Annotated in this window: 15 protein-coding genes; 9 read left to right on the forward strand and 6 right to left on the reverse strand. The window is 69.6% G+C overall.

Features of this window, described 5'->3' with window-relative positions:
• Positions 1 to 30: 30 nt before the first annotated feature.
• Entirely contained in the window at positions 31 to 1,263 is a 1,233-nt protein-coding gene (locus DLJ53_RS23360; RefSeq protein ID WP_111349663.1) for a glycosyltransferase, read from the forward strand.
• Here the strand turns inward: DLJ53_RS23360 and crtY are convergent, their stop codons facing one another.
• Positions 1,264 to 2,421 (reverse strand): lycopene beta-cyclase CrtY, encoded by a 1,158-nt coding sequence (gene crtY, locus DLJ53_RS23365; protein WP_111349666.1) that lies wholly within the window; start codon positions 2,419 to 2,421, stop codon positions 1,264 to 1,266.
• A gap of 41 nt (positions 2,422 to 2,462) precedes the next feature.
• Here crtY and DLJ53_RS23370 point away from each other — a divergent pair, with 41 nt between their 5' ends.
• The 3 genes from DLJ53_RS23370 (at position 2,463) to sucD (ending at position 5,006) form a co-directional block, all read left to right on the forward strand.
• Positions 2,463 to 3,257, forward strand: coding sequence for a fatty acid desaturase (locus DLJ53_RS23370; protein ID WP_111349669.1), 795 nt, complete (start codon positions 2,463 to 2,465; stop codon positions 3,255 to 3,257).
• Positions 3,254 to 3,775: a sterol desaturase family protein gene (locus DLJ53_RS23375; RefSeq protein WP_111349671.1), complete on the forward strand. Its 522-nt coding sequence runs from the start codon at positions 3,254 to 3,256 to the stop codon at positions 3,773 to 3,775. The genes DLJ53_RS23370 and DLJ53_RS23375 overlap by 4 nt, the downstream gene beginning before the upstream one ends.
• A 328-nt stretch (positions 3,776 to 4,103) precedes the next feature.
• Entirely contained in the window at positions 4,104 to 5,006 is a 903-nt protein-coding gene (sucD, locus tag DLJ53_RS23380; RefSeq protein WP_111349673.1) for a succinate--CoA ligase subunit alpha, read from the forward strand.
• Between the two features lie 115 nt (positions 5,007 to 5,121).
• On the opposite strand, the gene DLJ53_RS23385 is transcribed toward sucD, so the two are convergent.
• Positions 5,122 to 5,631, reverse strand: coding sequence for a hypothetical protein (locus DLJ53_RS23385; RefSeq protein WP_111349675.1), 510 nt, complete (start codon positions 5,629 to 5,631; stop codon positions 5,122 to 5,124).
• A 219-nt stretch (positions 5,632 to 5,850) separates the two neighbouring features.
• Here DLJ53_RS23385 and DLJ53_RS23390 point away from each other — a divergent pair, with 219 nt between their 5' ends.
• From DLJ53_RS23390 to lpdA, 5 genes are all read left to right on the forward strand, one after another.
• A complete protein-coding gene (locus DLJ53_RS23390; protein ID WP_111349677.1) occupies positions 5,851 to 6,408 on the forward strand; it encodes a DUF1810 domain-containing protein in 558 nt (185 codons plus the stop codon).
• Between the two features lie 92 nt (positions 6,409 to 6,500).
• The gene (locus tag DLJ53_RS23395) at positions 6,501 to 9,449 is read left to right on the forward strand and encodes a 2-oxoglutarate dehydrogenase E1 component (RefSeq protein ID WP_111349679.1); all 2,949 of its coding nucleotides are present in this window, start codon (positions 6,501 to 6,503) and stop codon (positions 9,447 to 9,449) included.
• A 150-nt stretch (positions 9,450 to 9,599) separates the two neighbouring features.
• Positions 9,600 to 11,132 carry a 2-oxoglutarate dehydrogenase complex dihydrolipoyllysine-residue succinyltransferase gene (gene odhB / locus DLJ53_RS23400; RefSeq protein ID WP_111349681.1) on the forward strand — a complete coding sequence of 511 codons (1,533 nt, stop codon included), beginning with the start codon at positions 9,600 to 9,602 and terminating at the stop codon, positions 11,130 to 11,132.
• Positions 11,133 to 11,385: 253 nt separating this feature from the next.
• On the forward strand, positions 11,386 to 11,784 hold the full coding sequence (locus DLJ53_RS23405) for an MAPEG family protein (protein ID WP_111349683.1): 399 nt from the start codon (positions 11,386 to 11,388) through the stop codon (positions 11,782 to 11,784).
• A gap of 80 nt (positions 11,785 to 11,864) precedes the next feature.
• On the forward strand, positions 11,865 to 13,265 hold the full coding sequence (gene lpdA, locus DLJ53_RS23410) for a dihydrolipoyl dehydrogenase (protein ID WP_111349685.1): 1,401 nt from the start codon (positions 11,865 to 11,867) through the stop codon (positions 13,263 to 13,265).
• A gap of 513 nt (positions 13,266 to 13,778) precedes the next feature.
• Here the strand turns inward: lpdA and DLJ53_RS23415 are convergent.
• From DLJ53_RS23415 to DLJ53_RS23430, 4 genes are read right to left on the reverse strand one after another with little or no spacing between them, the layout of a single operon-like run.
• Complete coding sequence (locus DLJ53_RS23415) at positions 13,779 to 14,093, reverse strand: DUF1049 domain-containing protein (protein ID WP_111349687.1); 315 nt, start codon at positions 14,091 to 14,093, stop codon at positions 13,779 to 13,781.
• Between the two features lie 6 nt (positions 14,094 to 14,099).
• On the reverse strand, positions 14,100 to 14,453 hold the full coding sequence (locus DLJ53_RS23420; protein WP_111349689.1) for an integration host factor subunit beta: 354 nt from the start codon (positions 14,451 to 14,453) through the stop codon (positions 14,100 to 14,102).
• Positions 14,446 to 15,414, reverse strand: a complete 969-nt coding sequence (gene sppA / locus DLJ53_RS23425) for a signal peptide peptidase SppA (protein ID WP_111349691.1) — start codon at positions 15,412 to 15,414, stop codon at positions 14,446 to 14,448. Before sppA ends, DLJ53_RS23420 begins: the two co-directional genes overlap by 8 nt.
• A 42-nt stretch (positions 15,415 to 15,456) precedes the next feature.
• Complete coding sequence (locus tag DLJ53_RS23430) at positions 15,457 to 16,776, reverse strand: bifunctional folylpolyglutamate synthase/dihydrofolate synthase (protein WP_111349693.1); 1,320 nt, start codon at positions 16,774 to 16,776, stop codon at positions 15,457 to 15,459.
• Positions 16,777 to 16,781: the final 5 nt, after the last annotated feature.

Here is a 16,781-nt window from a genome sequence, read left to right on the forward strand (position 1 = left end):
GCGCGCATCCGCGGCCGCGCGGGTGGCGCCGTGAGGGTCGTCTTCGCCAGCCACGGCTCGCTCGGCGACCTTGTGCCGTTCCTGGAGATCGGCAAGGCGCTCGCGGCCCGCGGCCACACCGCGACGGTGGCGACCCATCCGGCGCATCGCGCCAGCGTCGCCGCCGCCGGGCTCGGCTTCGCGCCGATGCGCCCGGACCGGCCGGACGATCCCGCCTTCCACGCCCGCTTCATGCACCCGCGCCGCGGCCCCGCCTTCGCCTACACCAGGTATCTCGGCCCGGCGGTCGCGGCGAGCGACGCCGACCTTTCCGCCGCGGTGGCGGGCGCCGACGTCCTCGTCAGCGTGACGCTCGCACTCGCCGCGCCGATCGTCGCCGCGCGCACGGGGGTGCCGTGGCTCTCCGCGGCGTTCCAGCCGGCGATGCTCTACAGCGCGCTCGACCCGCCCCGCCTCGCGATGCTCCCCCTCGTGCGCGGCTGGCCGCAGTACAACGCGCGCGTGCTCGCCTACGCCGAGAAGGGCGTCGAGGCCTGGGCCGCGCCGCTTCGCGCCTACCGCGCCGCCGCCGGCCTCGGCGACTACCCCGCCCACCCCGCCTTCCGTGGCCAGCATTCGCCCGATGGCGTGCTGGCGCTCTACTCCCCCCTCTTCGGCCCGGTGCCGGCGGACGCGCCGCGCGGCACCGTCCAGACCGGACAGGTGCTGCAGACCGGCAGCCCGCCGCTCGATCCGCGGATCGCCGACTTCCTGGCGGACGGCGAGCCGCCCGTGGTCTTCACCCTCGGCTCCGCCTCCGCCCACGTCGCCCGCCGCTTCTTCGAGGACAGCGCCCGCGCCGCGCGCCGCCTCGGCGTGCGTGCCCTCCTCCTCGCCGGGGGCGCGGGCGCAGGTCGCGATCTGCCGTCCGATCCGGCGCTCATGGTCGCGGGAAGCGCGCCCTACCAGGCCGTCTTCCCGCATGCGGCAGCGGTGGTGCACCAGGGCGGAATCGGCACGATCGCGCTCGCGATGGCGGCCGGCGTGCCGATGGTCGCCGTTCCCTTCTCCCACGACCAGCCCGACAATGCGGCCCGCGCGGCCCGGGCGGGCGTGGCGCGGGTCGTGCCTCGCTGGCGCTACCGTCTCTCCGCTGCGCCGATCCTCCGACAGGTCCTGGACGACGGCGGGATGCGGGCGACCAGCGCCCGTCTCGCCCCGCTGATCGCAGCCGAGAACGGCGCGGAGCGGGCGGCGGACGCGATTATCGCCGCCGCGCGCTGATCAGCCGGCGGAGCGCTCCGGCAGGGCGCGGAGCGCGCCGGCGACCGGCACCGGCGGCTTGCCGAGGAGCACCCGCAGCCGGTCGGACCGGCGCATGCGGCCGGCGTAGAAGCGCTCGATGAGGGGCTGCGGCAGGCGGTGAAAGCGCTCGAGGACGAGGTGCCGGTCCTCCGGCCGGCCGGCGAGGAAGAGCATCCGGTTCAGGAGCCGCTCGTACGCCGTCCGTGCGACATGCCGGCGCACCAGGTCGCCGACCCGCTCCGAGACGCGCGCGGTGGTGACCGGTCCCGGCATCGCCCCCAGCATCAGCGCCGTCTCCACGGCGACGGGGAGCGAATAGCTCGTCACCGGATGGAAGAGGCCCGCCCGCAGTCCGATCGGGACCGCCCCGCCATCCGGCGCCGCGTCCACCCACAGGGCGCGCGCGTCGCCCCCCAGGACGAGCGGCAGCGAACCGGCCTCCTCGCGGATCACCTCCGTGACACGCCAACCCCGCCCTGCGGCGTAGCCGGCGATGCGCGCCGCGACCGTCGCGCGGTCGAGCGCCGGTTGGTCGGTATAATAGGTGTCCTCGACGAGGAGCGTGTCGGCGGTGAACGGGAGCAGGTAGACGAAGCGGTAACCGTCCAGCTGCTCCACCGTCGCGTCCATGATCGTCGGGCGCGTCAGGCCGTGCGGCGCCGCGAGCCGGACCTCCTGACCGAGGAAGACCTGGTGGCGCAGTGCAAGTCCCGCGAGCCGCGTCGGCCCGCGCGCGTCGATCACCGCCTCGCCCTCGACGCGCGTGCCGTCGCCGAGCGTCGCCCCGCCGGCATCGAGCCCCGTCACGGAGGTGCCCAGCCGGACCCGCTCGCCGAGGCGCTGCCGGGCGGCGCGGTCGAGGCTCTGCGCGGTGATCGAGCGGTAGGGCGTCGACAGCGTGCGCGAGAGACCGCGGAAGCGCACGTCGTAGCCCGGCCAGCTATGGGCGACGAGCGGATCGACGAGGCGGGTCCCGGGCGCGTCGAGGTCCGTCGCGTAGAAGCTCCAGGTGTGGGCACCGCCGAGACGCTCGCCCGCCTCCAGCAGCGTCACGGAGACGTCCGGCCGGTCGGCGAAGGCGAGCGCGGTCAGTACACCCGAGAGGCCGCCGCCCGCGATGATCAGTCGTTGCGCCATGCCCTCGCCTCGCCGCGTCCATCCGTGTATGTCATACCGCCATGAACGGGAACGTCCTGTCGCCCGCACGCGCCCGGCAGCGCGACACGATCGTCGGCCTGACGCTGGCGCTTGCCATCATCGGCGCCTGGCTCGCGGTCCATGTGTCCGCGATCTTCATCGTCGACTGGCAGGTGACGCCGGGATGGCTCGCCCTCCCCTTCGTCGCGGTGCAGACGTGGCTCTCGGTCGGGCTGTTCATCGTCGCCCACGACTGCATGCACGGCTCGCTCGCACCGGGCCGGCCCGCGGTCAACCGTGCCTTCGGCCGCGTCGCGCTGTTCCTCTACGCGGCGTTCTCGTACGACCGGCTCCTGCCGAAGCACCACATGCACCACCGCCGCCCCGGATCGCCGCAGGACCCGGACTTCCACGCCGACGCGCCGGACGCGTTCGCCCCGTGGTTCCTGCGCTTCTTCCTCGAATACTACGGCTGGCGCGAACTCGGCGCGATGGCGGCGGCGATGGCGCTCTACATCCTCGCCACGGGGGTCTCGGTGCCGGCGCTCCTCCTGTTCTACGCCGTGCCCGCGGTGCTGTCGGCGGTGCAGCTCTTCTATTTCGGCACCTTCCGGCCCCACCGGATCGACGCGGCGCCCTTCGCCGACAGGCACAACACGCGCACGGACGGTTTCCCGCCGCTGCTGTCGCTCCTGACCTGCTTCCACTTCGGCTACCACCACGAGCATCACCTCGCGCCGACGACGCCCTGGTGGCGCCTTCCCGCCGCGCACCGTGCGATGACCGCCGGCGCCGTCCCGCCGGCCGGCCCCGCCGCCGCGAGGGGGCGGGCATGATCCTCAACACCCTCATCGTGATCGCCACCGTCGTCGCGATGGAGGGGGTCGCCTACGCCACCCACCGCTTCGTCATGCACGGCCCGCTCGGCTGGGGCTGGCACCGCTCGCACCACGAGGAGGCCGACGGTGTCCTCGAGAAGAACGACCTCTACGCCGTCGTCTTCACCGTCCTGTCGGGTGCGCTGATCACCTTCGGGATCGCCGGGGTGTGGCCGCTGCGGCAGATCGGCGTCGGCCTGATGGTGTACGGCATCCTCTACTTCATCGTGCACGACGGGCTGGTACATCAGCGCTGGCCGTTCCGCTGGGTGCCGCGGCGGGGCTACCTGAAGCGCCTGGTGCAGGCCCACAAGATGCACCACGCGGTTGACGGACGGGACGGTTGTGTGTCCTTCGGCTTTCTCTACGCGCCGCCGGTCACGGACCTGAAGCGGCGGCTCGCCCGGACGGGCGCGCTTCGCAGCAGGGGGGCCGCGCCGGGCGGCACCCGCAACGGGACCTCGCCAGTGACCTAAGTCCGCCCTATTGTTGAGACAATCGGTCCCGCCCGGCCCGGACGGCACGGCCTGTCCGAGGCGGCGGGGGCGAACATCGGCGGGTCCGCCGGCCGGCCGCGGGCTCCGCGGCGGCGCCAGCCCGGGCCCGCCGCCCACCCCAATCGCATCACCCATCACGCAATCTAGAGGGGCTCGCGGGGATATATACGCACCTTTGGGATGCGAAGCGTGCTTTTCGCAGCCTTCCGACGCCGATTGGCGCGGCAAACGGTTGCGGTCCGCCCCCCTCTGGTCTAGCCAACACTCGCGTTTCACGCCCTGCCGGAAGCCGGAGACAACTGACCTTATGTCCATCCTCGTCGACAAGAATACCAAAGTCATCGTGCAGGGCCTGACCGGCAAGACCGGCTCGTTCCACACCGAGCAGGCACTCGCCTACCACGGCACGCAGATGGTGGCCGGCGTTCATCCCAAGAAGGGTGGCGAGACCTGGACGAGCGAAAGCGGCAAGTCCCTGCCGATCTATACCACCGTGGGCGACGCCCGCGAGGCCACCGGCGCCGACGCGTCGGTGATCTACGTGCCGCCCGCGGGCGCCGGCGCCGCCATCCTCGAGGCGATCGAGGCGGAGGTGCCGCTCATCATCTGCATCACGGAAGGCATTCCGGTGATGGACATGGTGAAGGTGAAGGCCGCGCTCGACCGTTCGTCCTCGCGCCTCATCGGGCCGAACTGCCCGGGCGTCCTGACCCCGAACGAGTGCAAGATCGGCATCATGCCGGGCTCGATCTTCCGCGACGGCTCCGTCGGCATCGTGTCCCGCTCGGGCACCCTCACCTACGAGGCGGTGTTCCAGACCTCGGCCGAGGGCCTGGGCCAGACGACCGCCGTCGGCATCGGCGGTGACCCGGTGAAGGGCACCGAGTTCATCGACATGCTGGAGATGTTCCTCGCCGACGACGAGACCGAGTCCATCATCATGATCGGCGAGATCGGCGGTTCCGCCGAGGAAGAAGCCGCCCAGTTCATCGCCGACGAAGCGAAGAAGGGCCGCAAGAAGCCGATGGCGGGCTTCATCGCCGGCCGCACGGCGCCTCCGGGCCGCACCATGGGCCACGCCGGCGCGGTCATCTCCGGCGGCAAGGGCGGCGCGGAAGACAAGATCGCCGCGATGGAAGCGGCCGGCATCCGGGTCTCCCCGTCCCCGGCCCAGCTCGGCAAGACCCTCGTCAAGGTCCTCAAGGGCTGACGACGCCGCCGGCCCGGGCCTTCGTTCCCGGCCGGCGAACCAGCGACGCTCCGGTCCGGGAGGCATCGGCCTCCCGCCCGGAGCGGTCACCGGACGGCGCGCCCGCCTGACGGCCTCAGGGGCCGACCACCTGCGGCGCGATCTTGCTCAGCGCCTCCTCGGCGTTGGCCTTCGCGCGGGCCCCGTCGCCCGCGACCGAGCGGATGGTGAGCGTGTCGCCATCGCGCATCAGGTACGCGGTGCTGCCCTGCAGCCCCATTTTGGCGATCGGATAGGTCGTCTGCCAGCCGACCGCGTCACCGACCTCGACCGCCTGCATCCTGCACTCGGGCTCCCGCGACTGGCATATCGCCTCCAGCTCCTCGATCGGGGTATCGCCGTTGCGGTACCGCCCCTCCGTGCCGTCGGTGTTTGTGCCGATGATGACGTCGACCGCCGTCATCGCGTCGCAGCCGTTGCACACCAGCATCAGCCGCTCCGGCGCGGCGCGGAAGACGAAGGCGCCGCCGTCGTAGCCGGCGGTGTCGACGGAGAGACTGCTGAGGTCGCGCGTGGCGAAGCCGTCGGCCGCGGCCGGCACGGACAGGAGGACGAGCGCGGCCGCGCCCCAAAGGCGAAATGACATGGAAACCTCCGGAATGTTTTCCGGTCGGACCCAACCCCAACTCCGTGTCGAAACAACGACAACCGGCCCATCGGTCCACCGCCTGCGCCCGAACGGCACGCTCTGACCCCCGTCACGCACCGTCCGCGCGCGATGTCCCGCAGGGAAAGCGCGTGCGCCGGAGTGCATCCGTGTGTAAAATGGATGGAAACAAAAATATAAGCGACGTGGGGAGTCTCGGTGACCGATACCTTTAATCTGGATCGATTCTTAACGGCACAGGAGCGGGATTACGCGGCGGCGCTCTCGGAGCTCGGAACGGGCTTCAAGGCCTCGCACTGGATCTGGTATATTTTCCCGCAGCACGTCGACCTCGGCCGCTCGGCGACCGCGCGCCTCTACGGCATCGCGTCGCTGCAGGAGGCCGCCGCCTACTTCCACCATCCGGTCCTGGGCGCCCGGCTGATCGAGGCGACGGAGGCCGCGCTCGCCTCCGGCGTCACCGACCCCACCGCGCTCTTCGGCAGTCCCGACGACCTCAAGGTCCGCTCGTGCCTGACGCTGTTTCTGGAGGTCGAGCCGGGCGAGGAGACACTCGCTCGTGCGCTAACGACGTTCTACGGCGGCCGGCGGGACGAAAAGACGCTGGACCTCCTCTACCCGGACCGGGTCGCCGAGGGCGACGGGGACGATGACGGGCCGTCTGCCCAGTTGACCGAAAAAGCACGGCATTCTGACCAGAAAGCCGGCAATCCGAGCCATGAGGCGAACGGTTCGGAGGCAACGCTGAAATCGTGACTTGACTGTGGCTGCCCGGCGGCGCCTAGACGGTTCAGATTTTGCCCCAAAGACCCTATGCTATAGGGGCATCAAACTCACGGACCCCTGCCATGGCTCGCCAAGACGCGAACGCCGCGTTTCTCAATTCCTCATTCCTATACGGCGGCAACGCCGAGTACCTTGAGCAGCTGTACGCTCGGTACCAGGTCGACCCGACCTCGGTCGATGCGGGCTGGCAGGCCTTCTTCGCCGAGATGCAGGACGACCGGCACGCCGTCGAAGTCCAGGCGAAGGGTCCGAAGTGGGCCCGCCAGGACTGGCCTGTGCCGATGAACGGCGAGCTGGTCTCCGCGCTCGACGGCAACTGGGGTGAGATCGAGACCCGCGTCACCGAGAAGGTGGCCCAGAAGGCGCAGCAGCAGGGCCAGGTCGTCGGCGAGTCGGACATCCGCCGCGCCGCCCGCGACTCGGTCCGCGCGATCATGATGATCCGCGCCTACCGCATGCGCGGCCACTACCACGCCAACCTCGACCCGCTGGGCATCACCGGCATGCGCGACGAGGAGCTGCGCCCGCAGGCCTACGGCTTCACCGAGGCGGACATGGACCGCCCGATCTTCCTCGACAACGTGCTCGGCCTCGAGTTCGCGACCGTGCGCCAGATGATCGACATCCTGGAGCGCACCTACTGTCAGACGATGGGCGTGGAATTCATGCACATCTCCGACGGTTACGAGAAGGGCTGGCTCCAGGAGCGCATCGAGGGGCCGGACAAGGGCATCGCCTTCACGCTCGAGGGCCGCAAGGCGATCCTCAACAAGCTCGTCGAGGCGGAAGGCTTCGAGAAGTTCCTCGGCATCAAGTACACCGGCACCAAGCGCTTCGGTCTCGACGGCGGCGAAGCCGTCATCCCGGCGCTGGAGCAGATCATCAAGCGCGGCGGCAACCTCGGCGTCCGCGACATCGCCGTCGGCATGGCCCACCGCGGCCGCCTCAACGTGCTCGCCCAGGTCCTCGGCAAGCCGCTCCGCGCCATCTTCCACGAGTTCAAGGGCGGCTCGTTCAAGCCCGACGAGGTCGAGGGTTCGGGCGACGTGAAGTACCACCTCGGTGCCTCGTCCGACCGTGAGTTCGACGGCAACTCCGTCCACCTGTCGCTGACCGCCAACCCCTCCCACCTCGAGATCGTGGACCCCGTCGTGCTCGGCAAAGTGCGCGCCAAGCAGGACCAGCTCAACGACACCGAGCGCATGAAGGTCCTCGGCCTGCTGCTGCACGGCGACGCGGCCTTCGCCGGCCAGGGCGTCGTCGCGGAGTGCTTCGGCCTGTCGGGCCTGAAGGGCCACCGCACCGGCGGCTCGATCCACGTCATCATCAACAACCAGATCGGCTTCACGACGAACCCGCACTTCTCGCGCTCGTCGCCCTACCCGTCCGACGTCGCCAAGATGATCGAGGCGCCGATCTTCCACGTGAACGGCGACGACCCCGAGGCGGTGGTCTACGCGGCGAAGGTGGCGACCGAGTTCCGGCAGAAGTTCCACAAGCCGGTCGTCATCGACATGTTCTGCTACCGCCGGTTCGGCCACAACGAGAGCGACGAGCCCTCGTTCACCCAGCCGGTCATGTACAAGAAGATCCGCCAGCACCCGTCCACGCTGGAGATCTACGGCAAGCGCCTGGTCGACGAGGGCGTCGTCTCGAACGACGAGGTCGAGCAGATGAAGGCCGACTGGCGCAAGCACCTCGACGAGGAGTTCGAGGCCGGCCAGTCGTTCCTGCCGAACAAGGCCGACTGGCTCGACGGCCGCTGGAAGGCCATCAAGCCGGGCGATGACGCGGACGACCCGCGCCGCGGCCACACCGGCGTCGACATGGACGAGCTGAAGTCCATCGGCGAGGCGCTCTCGACCGTACCGGAGGGCTTCCACATCCACCGCACCGTCGGCCGGTTCATGGAGAACCGCCGCAAGATGATCGAGACCGGCCAGGGCGTCGACTGGGCGACCGCCGAGGCGCTCGCCTTCGGCACGCTGCTGAAGGACGGCTACCCGGTCCGCCTCTCCGGCCAGGACTGCGAGCGCGGCACGTTCTCGCAGCGCCACTCGGTGCTCTACGATCAGGAGAACGAGGAGCGCTACATCCCGCTCAACAACCTGGGCGGCGAGCAGAAGCGCTACGAGGTCATCAACTCGATGCTCTCCGAGGAGGCCGTCCTCGGCTTCGAGTACGGCTACTCCCTCGCCGAGCCGAACGCGCTGGTCGCCTGGGAAGCCCAGTTCGGCGACTTCGCCAACGGCGCGCAGGTGGTGTTCGACCAGTTCATCTCGTCGGGCGAGCGCAAGTGGCTGCGCATGACGGGCCTCGTCTGCCTGCTGCCGCATGGCTACGAGGGCCAGGGTCCGGAGCACTCCTCCGCCCGCCTGGAGCGCTTCCTCCAGCTCTGCGCGGAGGACAACATGCAGGTCGCCAACTGCTCGACGCCGGCGAACTACTTCCACATCCTGCGCCGCCAGCTGAAGCGCGACCTGCGCAAGCCGCTGATCCTGATGACGCCGAAGTCGCTGCTGCGCCACAAGCGCTGCGTGTCGACGCTCGACGAGCTGGGTCCGGATTCCACCTTCCACCGCGTCCTTCTGGACGATGCGCAGCTCGGCCGCACCGGCGACTTCAAGCTCGCCGCCGACGACAAGATCCGCCGCGTCGTGCTGTGCACCGGCAAGGTCTACTACGACCTTCTCGAGGCGCGCGAGGAGCGGGGCGTCGACGACGTCTACCTGCTGCGGGTGGAGCAGCTCTATCCGTTCCCGGCCAAGTCGGTGATCAGCGAGCTGAAGCGCTTCCCGAACGCGGAGCTGGTGTGGTGCCAGGAGGAGCCGGCCAACATGGGCTCCTGGTCCTTCGTGCAGCCGTACCTCGACTGGTGCCTCGGCCAGACCAAGATGACCAACGATCGGCCGCGCTACGCCGGGCGTCCGGCGGCCGCGTCGCCGGCGACAGGTCTCGCCAAGCGTCACCAGCAGCAGCTCGAGGCCTTCCTCGAGCAGGTCTACGGGTAACCACCGGGTATTCCAGCCCGGGACCGATCACTTGGCGTTGCGCTTGCTTCGCGATCCCGATCGGTCCACATAGCCACGGGCTCGGTGCGGATTTTGCGGCCCCGCACCGGCCTCACGAACCGCCGCCGCGACAATTGCGACAAGAGCGCCATGACCGATATTCGCGTCCCGACCCTGGGTGAATCCGTCACCGAAGCCACGATAGCCAAGTGGTTCAAGGCGGAGGGCGACACTGTCGCTGCGGACGAGCCGCTGCTGGAACTGGAAACCGACAAGGTGTCGGTCGAGGTTCCCGCCCCGGCCGCCGGTACCCTGTCCGAAATCACCGCCAAGGACGGCGAGACGGTCGAGGTCGGCGCCCTCCTCGGTCAGATCAGCGAGTCCGGTGCCGCGGCGAAGCCGAAGGCCGAAGCCGCCCCGGCCGAGAAGCCGGCCCCGTCCGGCAACGGTGCCGCCCCCTCCGCCGCGACGACCGAAGTCCGCGTCCCCACCCTCGGTGAGAGCGTCACCGAGGCGACGGTCGCCCGCATCATCAAGAACGCCGGCGAAAGCATCGGCGCCGACGAGCCGATCGTCGAGCTCGAGACCGACAAGGTCAGCGTCGAGGTCCCGGCCCCGGTCGGCGGCACGATCGCGAGCCTCGCCGTCAAGGAAGGCGACACCGTCGAGGTCGGCGGCCTGATCGCCACGATCGGCGGCTCCGGCGCTGCGGCCGCGCCCGCCGCCGCTCCCGCCCCGGCCAAGGCCGCCGAGGCCCCGAAAGCGAGCGCGCCCGCCGCCTCCGGCGACATGCCGCCCGCCCCGTCCGCCAAGAAGGCGATGGCCGAATCCGGCCTCTCCGCCGACCAGGTCGAGGGCACCGGCAAGCGCGGCCAGATCCTGAAGGGCGACGTCCTGAAGGCGCTCGAGAGCGGCGTGACCGCCCCGTCCGCGTCCGCCGCCCCGGCGCAGCAGAGCCGCGCGCCCAGCACCGGCGACGACGCCGAGCGCGAGGAACGCGTCCCCATGACGCGCCTGCGCCGCACCATCGCCAAGCGCCTCAAGGACGCCCAGAACACCGCCGCGATGCTGACGACGTTCAACGACGTCGACATGTCCGCCGTGATGGAGCTGCGCAAGCAGTACAAGGATGTCTTCGAGAAGAAGCACAAGGTGAAGCTCGGCTTCATGGCGTTCTTCGCGAAGGCCTGCGTCCACGCACTGAAGGAAGTTCCCGCGGTCAACGCCGAGATCGACGGCAACGACCTCGTCTACAAGAACTACTACCACATGGGCGTCGCCGTTGGCACCGATAAGGGCCTCGTCGTCCCGGTGGTGAAGAACTGCGACCAGCTCGGCTTCGCCGACATCGAGAAGACCATCGCCGACTTCGGCAAGCGCGCCCGCGACGGCCAGCTCAAGCTGGACGAGATGCAGGGCGGCACCTTCACGATCACCAACGGCGGCATCTACGGCTCGCTGATGTCGACTCCGATCCTCAACGCGCCGCAGTCCGGCATCCTCGGCATGCACCGCATCGAGCAGCGTCCCGTCGCCGTCGGCAACGAGATCAAGCTGCGGCCGATGATGTACCTCGCCCTCTCCTACGACCACCGCATCGTCGACGGCAAAGAGGCCGTCACCTTCCTGGTGCGCGTCAAGGAGGCCATCGAGGACCCGCAGCGCCTGCTGCTCGACCTCTAGGGGTCGCCGCGGCGCAGCAAGCGCCCATCATGCCGGCTGCCGTCCCGTCCGGGTTTCGGCAGCCGGCAGCCTGTGCCAGGATCCGGCCGGCCATCCGCAACGAATGGGCGCCTATCCCGATGACTGCCACCGACACGGCGCTCGCCGACACGGCTTCTGGCGTGGGGAGCCGGTACGCCGGGGAAACCCTCACTGACTTCGCGCACGTCCCGCCCCTGTCGGCGCGCGTGAGACGGGCGAAGGCCGCGTAGCGATGGCCACCGAACTCGTCTGCGTCGGGCTGGCCGGCATTCTCGTCGTCTTCTACATCCTGGCGCCGGCCGTCGCCCGCGCCCTCTCCTCGCCCGCGTGGGCCGCCGGCAACCGCGACGGGACCGCGCCGCAGACCGGGCTGCGCAGCCAACGCGCCGAGCGCGCCGCGCGGAACATCCTGGAGACCTTCCCGGTGTTCGCCGCCGTCACCCTGGCCGTCGTCCTCGGCGGCGCGACGTCGACGCTGTCGGCCATCGGCGCCGTCCTCTACGTGGTCGCGCGGGTCGCCTACTGGCCCGCCTATGTCTACGGCCTCGGCCCGCTGCGCTCGATGATCTACGGCCTGTCGATGCTCGGGATCGTGCTGGAGCTCATAGCCCTGCTCCTCGGGGCGCTCTGACCTGCAATTACAGTCGAGAGACTTGACCCGCCGCCCGGAAGCGCACAGGTGGAGCGCGGCAATTTTCGAAGGAGCGGACGATGGCAGCCTATGACGTAACGGTGATCGGCTCGGGTCCGGGCGGATACGTGGCAGCCATTCGCTGCGCCCAGCTCGGGCTGAAGACGGCAGTGGTCGAGAAGTGGCCGACCTTCGGCGGGACCTGCCTCAACGTGGGCTGCATCCCCTCCAAGGCCCTGCTTCACGCCTCCGAGCTCTACGAGGAAGCCGGCCACGGCTTCGCCGACATGGGCATCGCCGTGGAGCCCAAGCTCGACGTCGCCAAGATGCTGGCCTTCAAGGACGAGGGCGTCGCCGGCAACGTCAAGGGCGTCGACTTCCTGTTCAAGAAGAACAAGATCGACACCTTCCGTGGCACCGGCTCGATCGCCGGTCAGGGCAAGGTGAAGGTCACCGCCGAGGACGGCTCGGTCCAGGAGATCGAGACCCGGAACACCATCATCGCGTCCGGCTCGGACGTCGCCCGCCTCCCGGGCGTCGAGATCGACGAGAAGCGCGTCGTCTCCTCCACCGGCGCGCTGACGCTCGACCAGGTGCCGGGCAAGATGGTCGTCATCGGCGGCGGCGTGATCGGGCTGGAGCTCGGCTCGGTGTGGCGCCGCCTCGGCGCAGAGGTCACCGTGGTGGAGTTCCTCGACAAGATCCTCCCGCCGGAGGACAACGAGGTCTCCAAGCAGTTCCAGCGGATCCTCGGCAAGCAGGGCTTCAAGTTCAAGCTGTCCAGCAAGGTGACCGGCGTCGACACCTCCGGCAAGACGCTGAAGGTCTCGGTCGAGCCGGCCAAGGGCGGCGACACGGAGACGATCGAGGCGGACGTCGTCCTCGTCGCCATCGGCCGCGTGCCGTACACCAAGGGCCTCGGCCTCGAGGAGGCCGGCATCGCGATGGACGAGCGCGGCCGCATCAAGACCGACGACCACTACCGCACCAACGTGCCGGGCGTGTGGGCGATCGGCGACGTGATCACCGGTCCGATGCTGGCCCACAAGGCCGAGGACGAGGGCGTCGCCTGCGCCGAGCTGATCGCCGGCCAGAAGCCGCACGTGAACTACGAGGCGATCCCCTCCGTCGTCTACACCTACCCCGAGGTTGCCTCCGTCGGCCGCACCGAGGAGCAGCTGAAGAAGGACGGCGTCGCCTACAACGTCGGCAAGTTCCCCTTCACCGCCAACGGGCGCGCCAAGGTGAACCGCACGACGGACGGCTTCGTGAAGATCCTCGCCGACAAGACGACGGACCGGGTGCTCGGCGTCCACATCGTCGGCCCGGATGCCGGCACGATGATCGGCGAAGTCACGCTCGGCATGGAGTTCGGCGCCGCGGCCGAGGACATCGCGCGCACCTGCCACGCGCACCCGACGCTTTCCGAGGCGATCAAGGAAGCCGCCCTCGCCGTCGCCAACCGCGCGATCCACATGTGATCGCCCGGGGCCCCGCCGCTCGCGGCCGGGGCCGACGAGGGCCTCCACGGAGGCGCCGCACGCAATGCACGGCCCGGCGGTCCCGCGACCCCGGGCCGTTTTCTGTCGAGCCGTTTTCTGTCGGGTCAGTTCCGCAGGCCGCGCCCACGGTCGGGCGGGAGAGCAGTCGGACAGGCCGTGAAGCTCCTCCGGCAGCCGCCGGGGGCCGCGCGGCGCGGGTCTCTGCCCATGCCTGCATCACGCTCGATTGCGCCCCGCCTTGATGGCGAGGCGTGTCTGGGCGGCCAGAAGCCGCGTCAGGCCCCTTCGACGGGTGGTGCGCCAGTGGCCAGTACACCATGCGCGAAGAGCCCTCACGCCTCTCCGAGGCCTCCACAGGGTCGTCCCGAGCCGTCAGGACCGGCTGAACTCAACTCCCCCGGTGGCCCGGAGGATTGCCTCTCACGCTTGCCATGTCGCCCTGCCGGGCGGATCGCCCGGGCCGGGTGCGATGTGCGGAGCGTCATGAGGGGGTCAGGTCAGCAGTCGGTCCGACTTGCGATGGGTGAGAAGCGGGCGTTCCGGCAGCGGGGACGCGGACGGCGCCCCCCGTGCCGGACCAGTCCGGGACAACACACGACGTCTCCCCGAGAGGCGTGTCGCCACGCCGCCCAGCAAAACACCAAGCGCGAGTGCGGCGAGGAGCGCGGCATAGACCGGCACCTCGACCGAACGTCCCGGGTCCCGCAGCGGATCGAGATACAGCACCACCGTGTGCCGGTTCGCCACCGCCACCCCCACCAGCACGGCGGAGATGATCAGCGTGGCGACGCCCGCCGCACGGCGCACCGATCGCTATTCCGCCGCGCGGCTGTATCGACCGTCGGGGTCCTCACCCAAACTAGGGCGACTCCCGGATCGGACCTGCGCCGCCGCGTTGATGCGGTCGCGCATTTCCTTTCCTGTCCGGAAGAATGGTGCAGCCTTCTGCTCCACCTTCACCGGTTCGCCCGTACGCGGATTGCGCCCCGTACGTGCCTCTCTGATCCGAACGGAGAAGGCTCCAAAGCCCCTCAGCTCGACGCGGTTTCCGTCCCTCATAGCATTCGCGATCTCATCGACGAACGCATTCATCACGCCCTCCACGTCCCGCTGGAGCAAATGCGGGTTCTGGAGCTGGAGACGCGTGACTAGCTCGGACTTAATCATTGTTTTTCACCTTAGTGTCCGAAGAAATTGAAGCGTGCCAAAGGGACATAAGACCGTCAACCGAGCTTGTTGGTGTAATTGCCGGTAAACTCACTCCAATCGCGGCAAAAATTCGATCAATCATCGCGTTCGCCATGCGGGCGGTCAAAGAAAGGTCGCTTTCGCGTTTCGCCTTATAGGTCTGGACCGGGATGTTGGGTGAAAGGCCGTGCTCGCGCGCCAGCCAGGCGACCGCCTGCTCCTCTCCCCCGATCTCGTCGATGAGCTTGGCCTCGAGGGCCTGGTTGCCGGTGTAGATCCGGCCGTCCGCCAGACGGCGAGCCTCTGGCTCCGGCAGGCCGCGCCGTTCGACCACCAGCGAGACGAACCAGTTATAGCTGTCGTCCACCACGCTCTGCAGAACGGCGACGGCCTCCGGGCTCGCCGCGTCGAACGGGCTCGGCTCCGCCTTCAGCGGGCCGGAGGCGACCTTGTCGACCTCGATCCCCAGGGTGTCGAGGAGCTTCTCCACCTGCCCGTACTGGATCAGGACGCCGATCGAGCCGGTCAGGCTGGTGCGGTGGGCGACGATGTGGTCGGCCGCCATCGCCGTCATGTACGCGGCGGAGGCGCCCAGCGTGTTGATATGCGCGACGACCGGTTTATCCACAGCCGCCTTGCGCAGCGCATCGTACAGGCGCTCGCCGCCGACGGACGTTCCGCCCGGCGAATCGATCGACAGCAGGATCGCCGCGACGCTCTTGTCCTTGCGCACCTTCTCGATGAGCTGCATCAGCGGCCGGTCGGAGACGATGGCGCCGTTGATCGTGATGCGGGCGACGTGCTGGCCCTGCGGCTTCACGACCATCGCCACTGCGACGGCGATCGCGCCCGCGACCAGGACGAACGCCAGTCCCCGCCAGAATGCGATCCGCCTCGCCTGCCGGCGACGATCGAGGAGGGCGTCCACTTCCAGGGTCATGGCGTCTACTCGCTTTATCCGACTGGCGTTTTAGCACGCGCTCTAGGTCGGTGGAGTACCGTTCTGGGCCAAAACATCGCCAACAAGATAAAGTGACCCGCAGATCAGAATGCGCGGGGGCGGCTCATAGCGCCAGTTCTCCGACAAAAGTCGTAGAGCGGTGCGCACCGAGGTGACCGGCTCGGCCGACAGCCCCGCCTCGGCGGCGGCATCCGCCAGCGCGGCCGGCGGGATCGCCGCGTCGCTGGACGGGACGCCCACGGTGAAGACGTGGCGCACCAGCCCGGCGAAGTGCTTGAAGAAGCCGGCCGGGTCCTTCGTCGTCAGCATCCCGGTGATCAGGAACAGCGGCCGCGAGACGCGGTCCTCGAGGTCGGCGAGCGCGGCCGCGACCACCTCCCCCGCGTCCGCGTTGTGGCCGCCGTCGAGCCAGATGTCGGCGTCCGGCGGCGCCCAGTCGCAGATGCGCCCGCGCGTCAGGCGGTGCATGCGCCCGGGCCAGTCCACCGTGCTCATCGCCGTCTCGATGGACGCCGGGTCGCGCAGGATGCCCGTCACCCGCGCCGTGGCGATGGCAACGCCAGCGTTCACCGTCTGGTGCCGGCCGGGAAGGCGCGGCAGCGGCATGTCGAGGAGCCCGTTCTCGTCCTGGAAGACGAGGCGGCCGTTCTCCTGCGTGGCGGTCCAGTCCATCCCGCCGAGGTGCAGCGGGGCGCGCGTCAGGCCGGCCTGGCGCTCGATCACCGCCGTCACCTGCTCCTTCTGCGGCGCGGAGATCACCGGCACGTTGCTCTTGATGATGCCCGCCTTTTCCATCGCGATCTCGCCCAGCGTCGGGCCGAGGAAGCCCACGTGGTCGATGCCGATCGACGTCAGCACCGAGGCGATGGGCTTCGGCACGACATTGGTCGCGTCGAGCCGGCCGCCGAGGCCCGTCTCCAGCACGACCGCGTCCGCGGGGTGTTCGCTGAAGAGCACGAACGCGGCCGCGGTGGTGATCTCGAAGAAGGTGATCGGCTCGCCGTTGTTCGCAGCCTCGACGCGCTCCAGCGCCTCGGTCAGCACCTCGTCGGAGACGAGCTTGCCGCCGCCCTCCGCGCCGAGGCGGATGCGTTCGTTGAAGCTCACCAGGTGCGGCGAGGTGTAGACGTGCGCCCGCTGGCCGTCGGCCTCCAGCATGGCGCGCAGCATGGCGGTGACGGAACCCTTGCCGTTGGTCCCGGCGATGTGGATCACCGGCGGCAGGCGGAGCTCGGGATGGTCCAGCCGCTCGAGCAGCCGTTCCAGCCGGCCGAGCGAGAGGTCGATGCTTTTGGGGTGGAGCGCGGAGATGCGCTCCAAAAGCGGACTGGTCGCGTCCATATGGA

This window comes from Acuticoccus sediminis (assembly GCF_003258595.1).
GTDB classification, from domain to species: Bacteria; Pseudomonadota; Alphaproteobacteria; order Rhizobiales; family Amorphaceae; genus Acuticoccus; species Acuticoccus sediminis.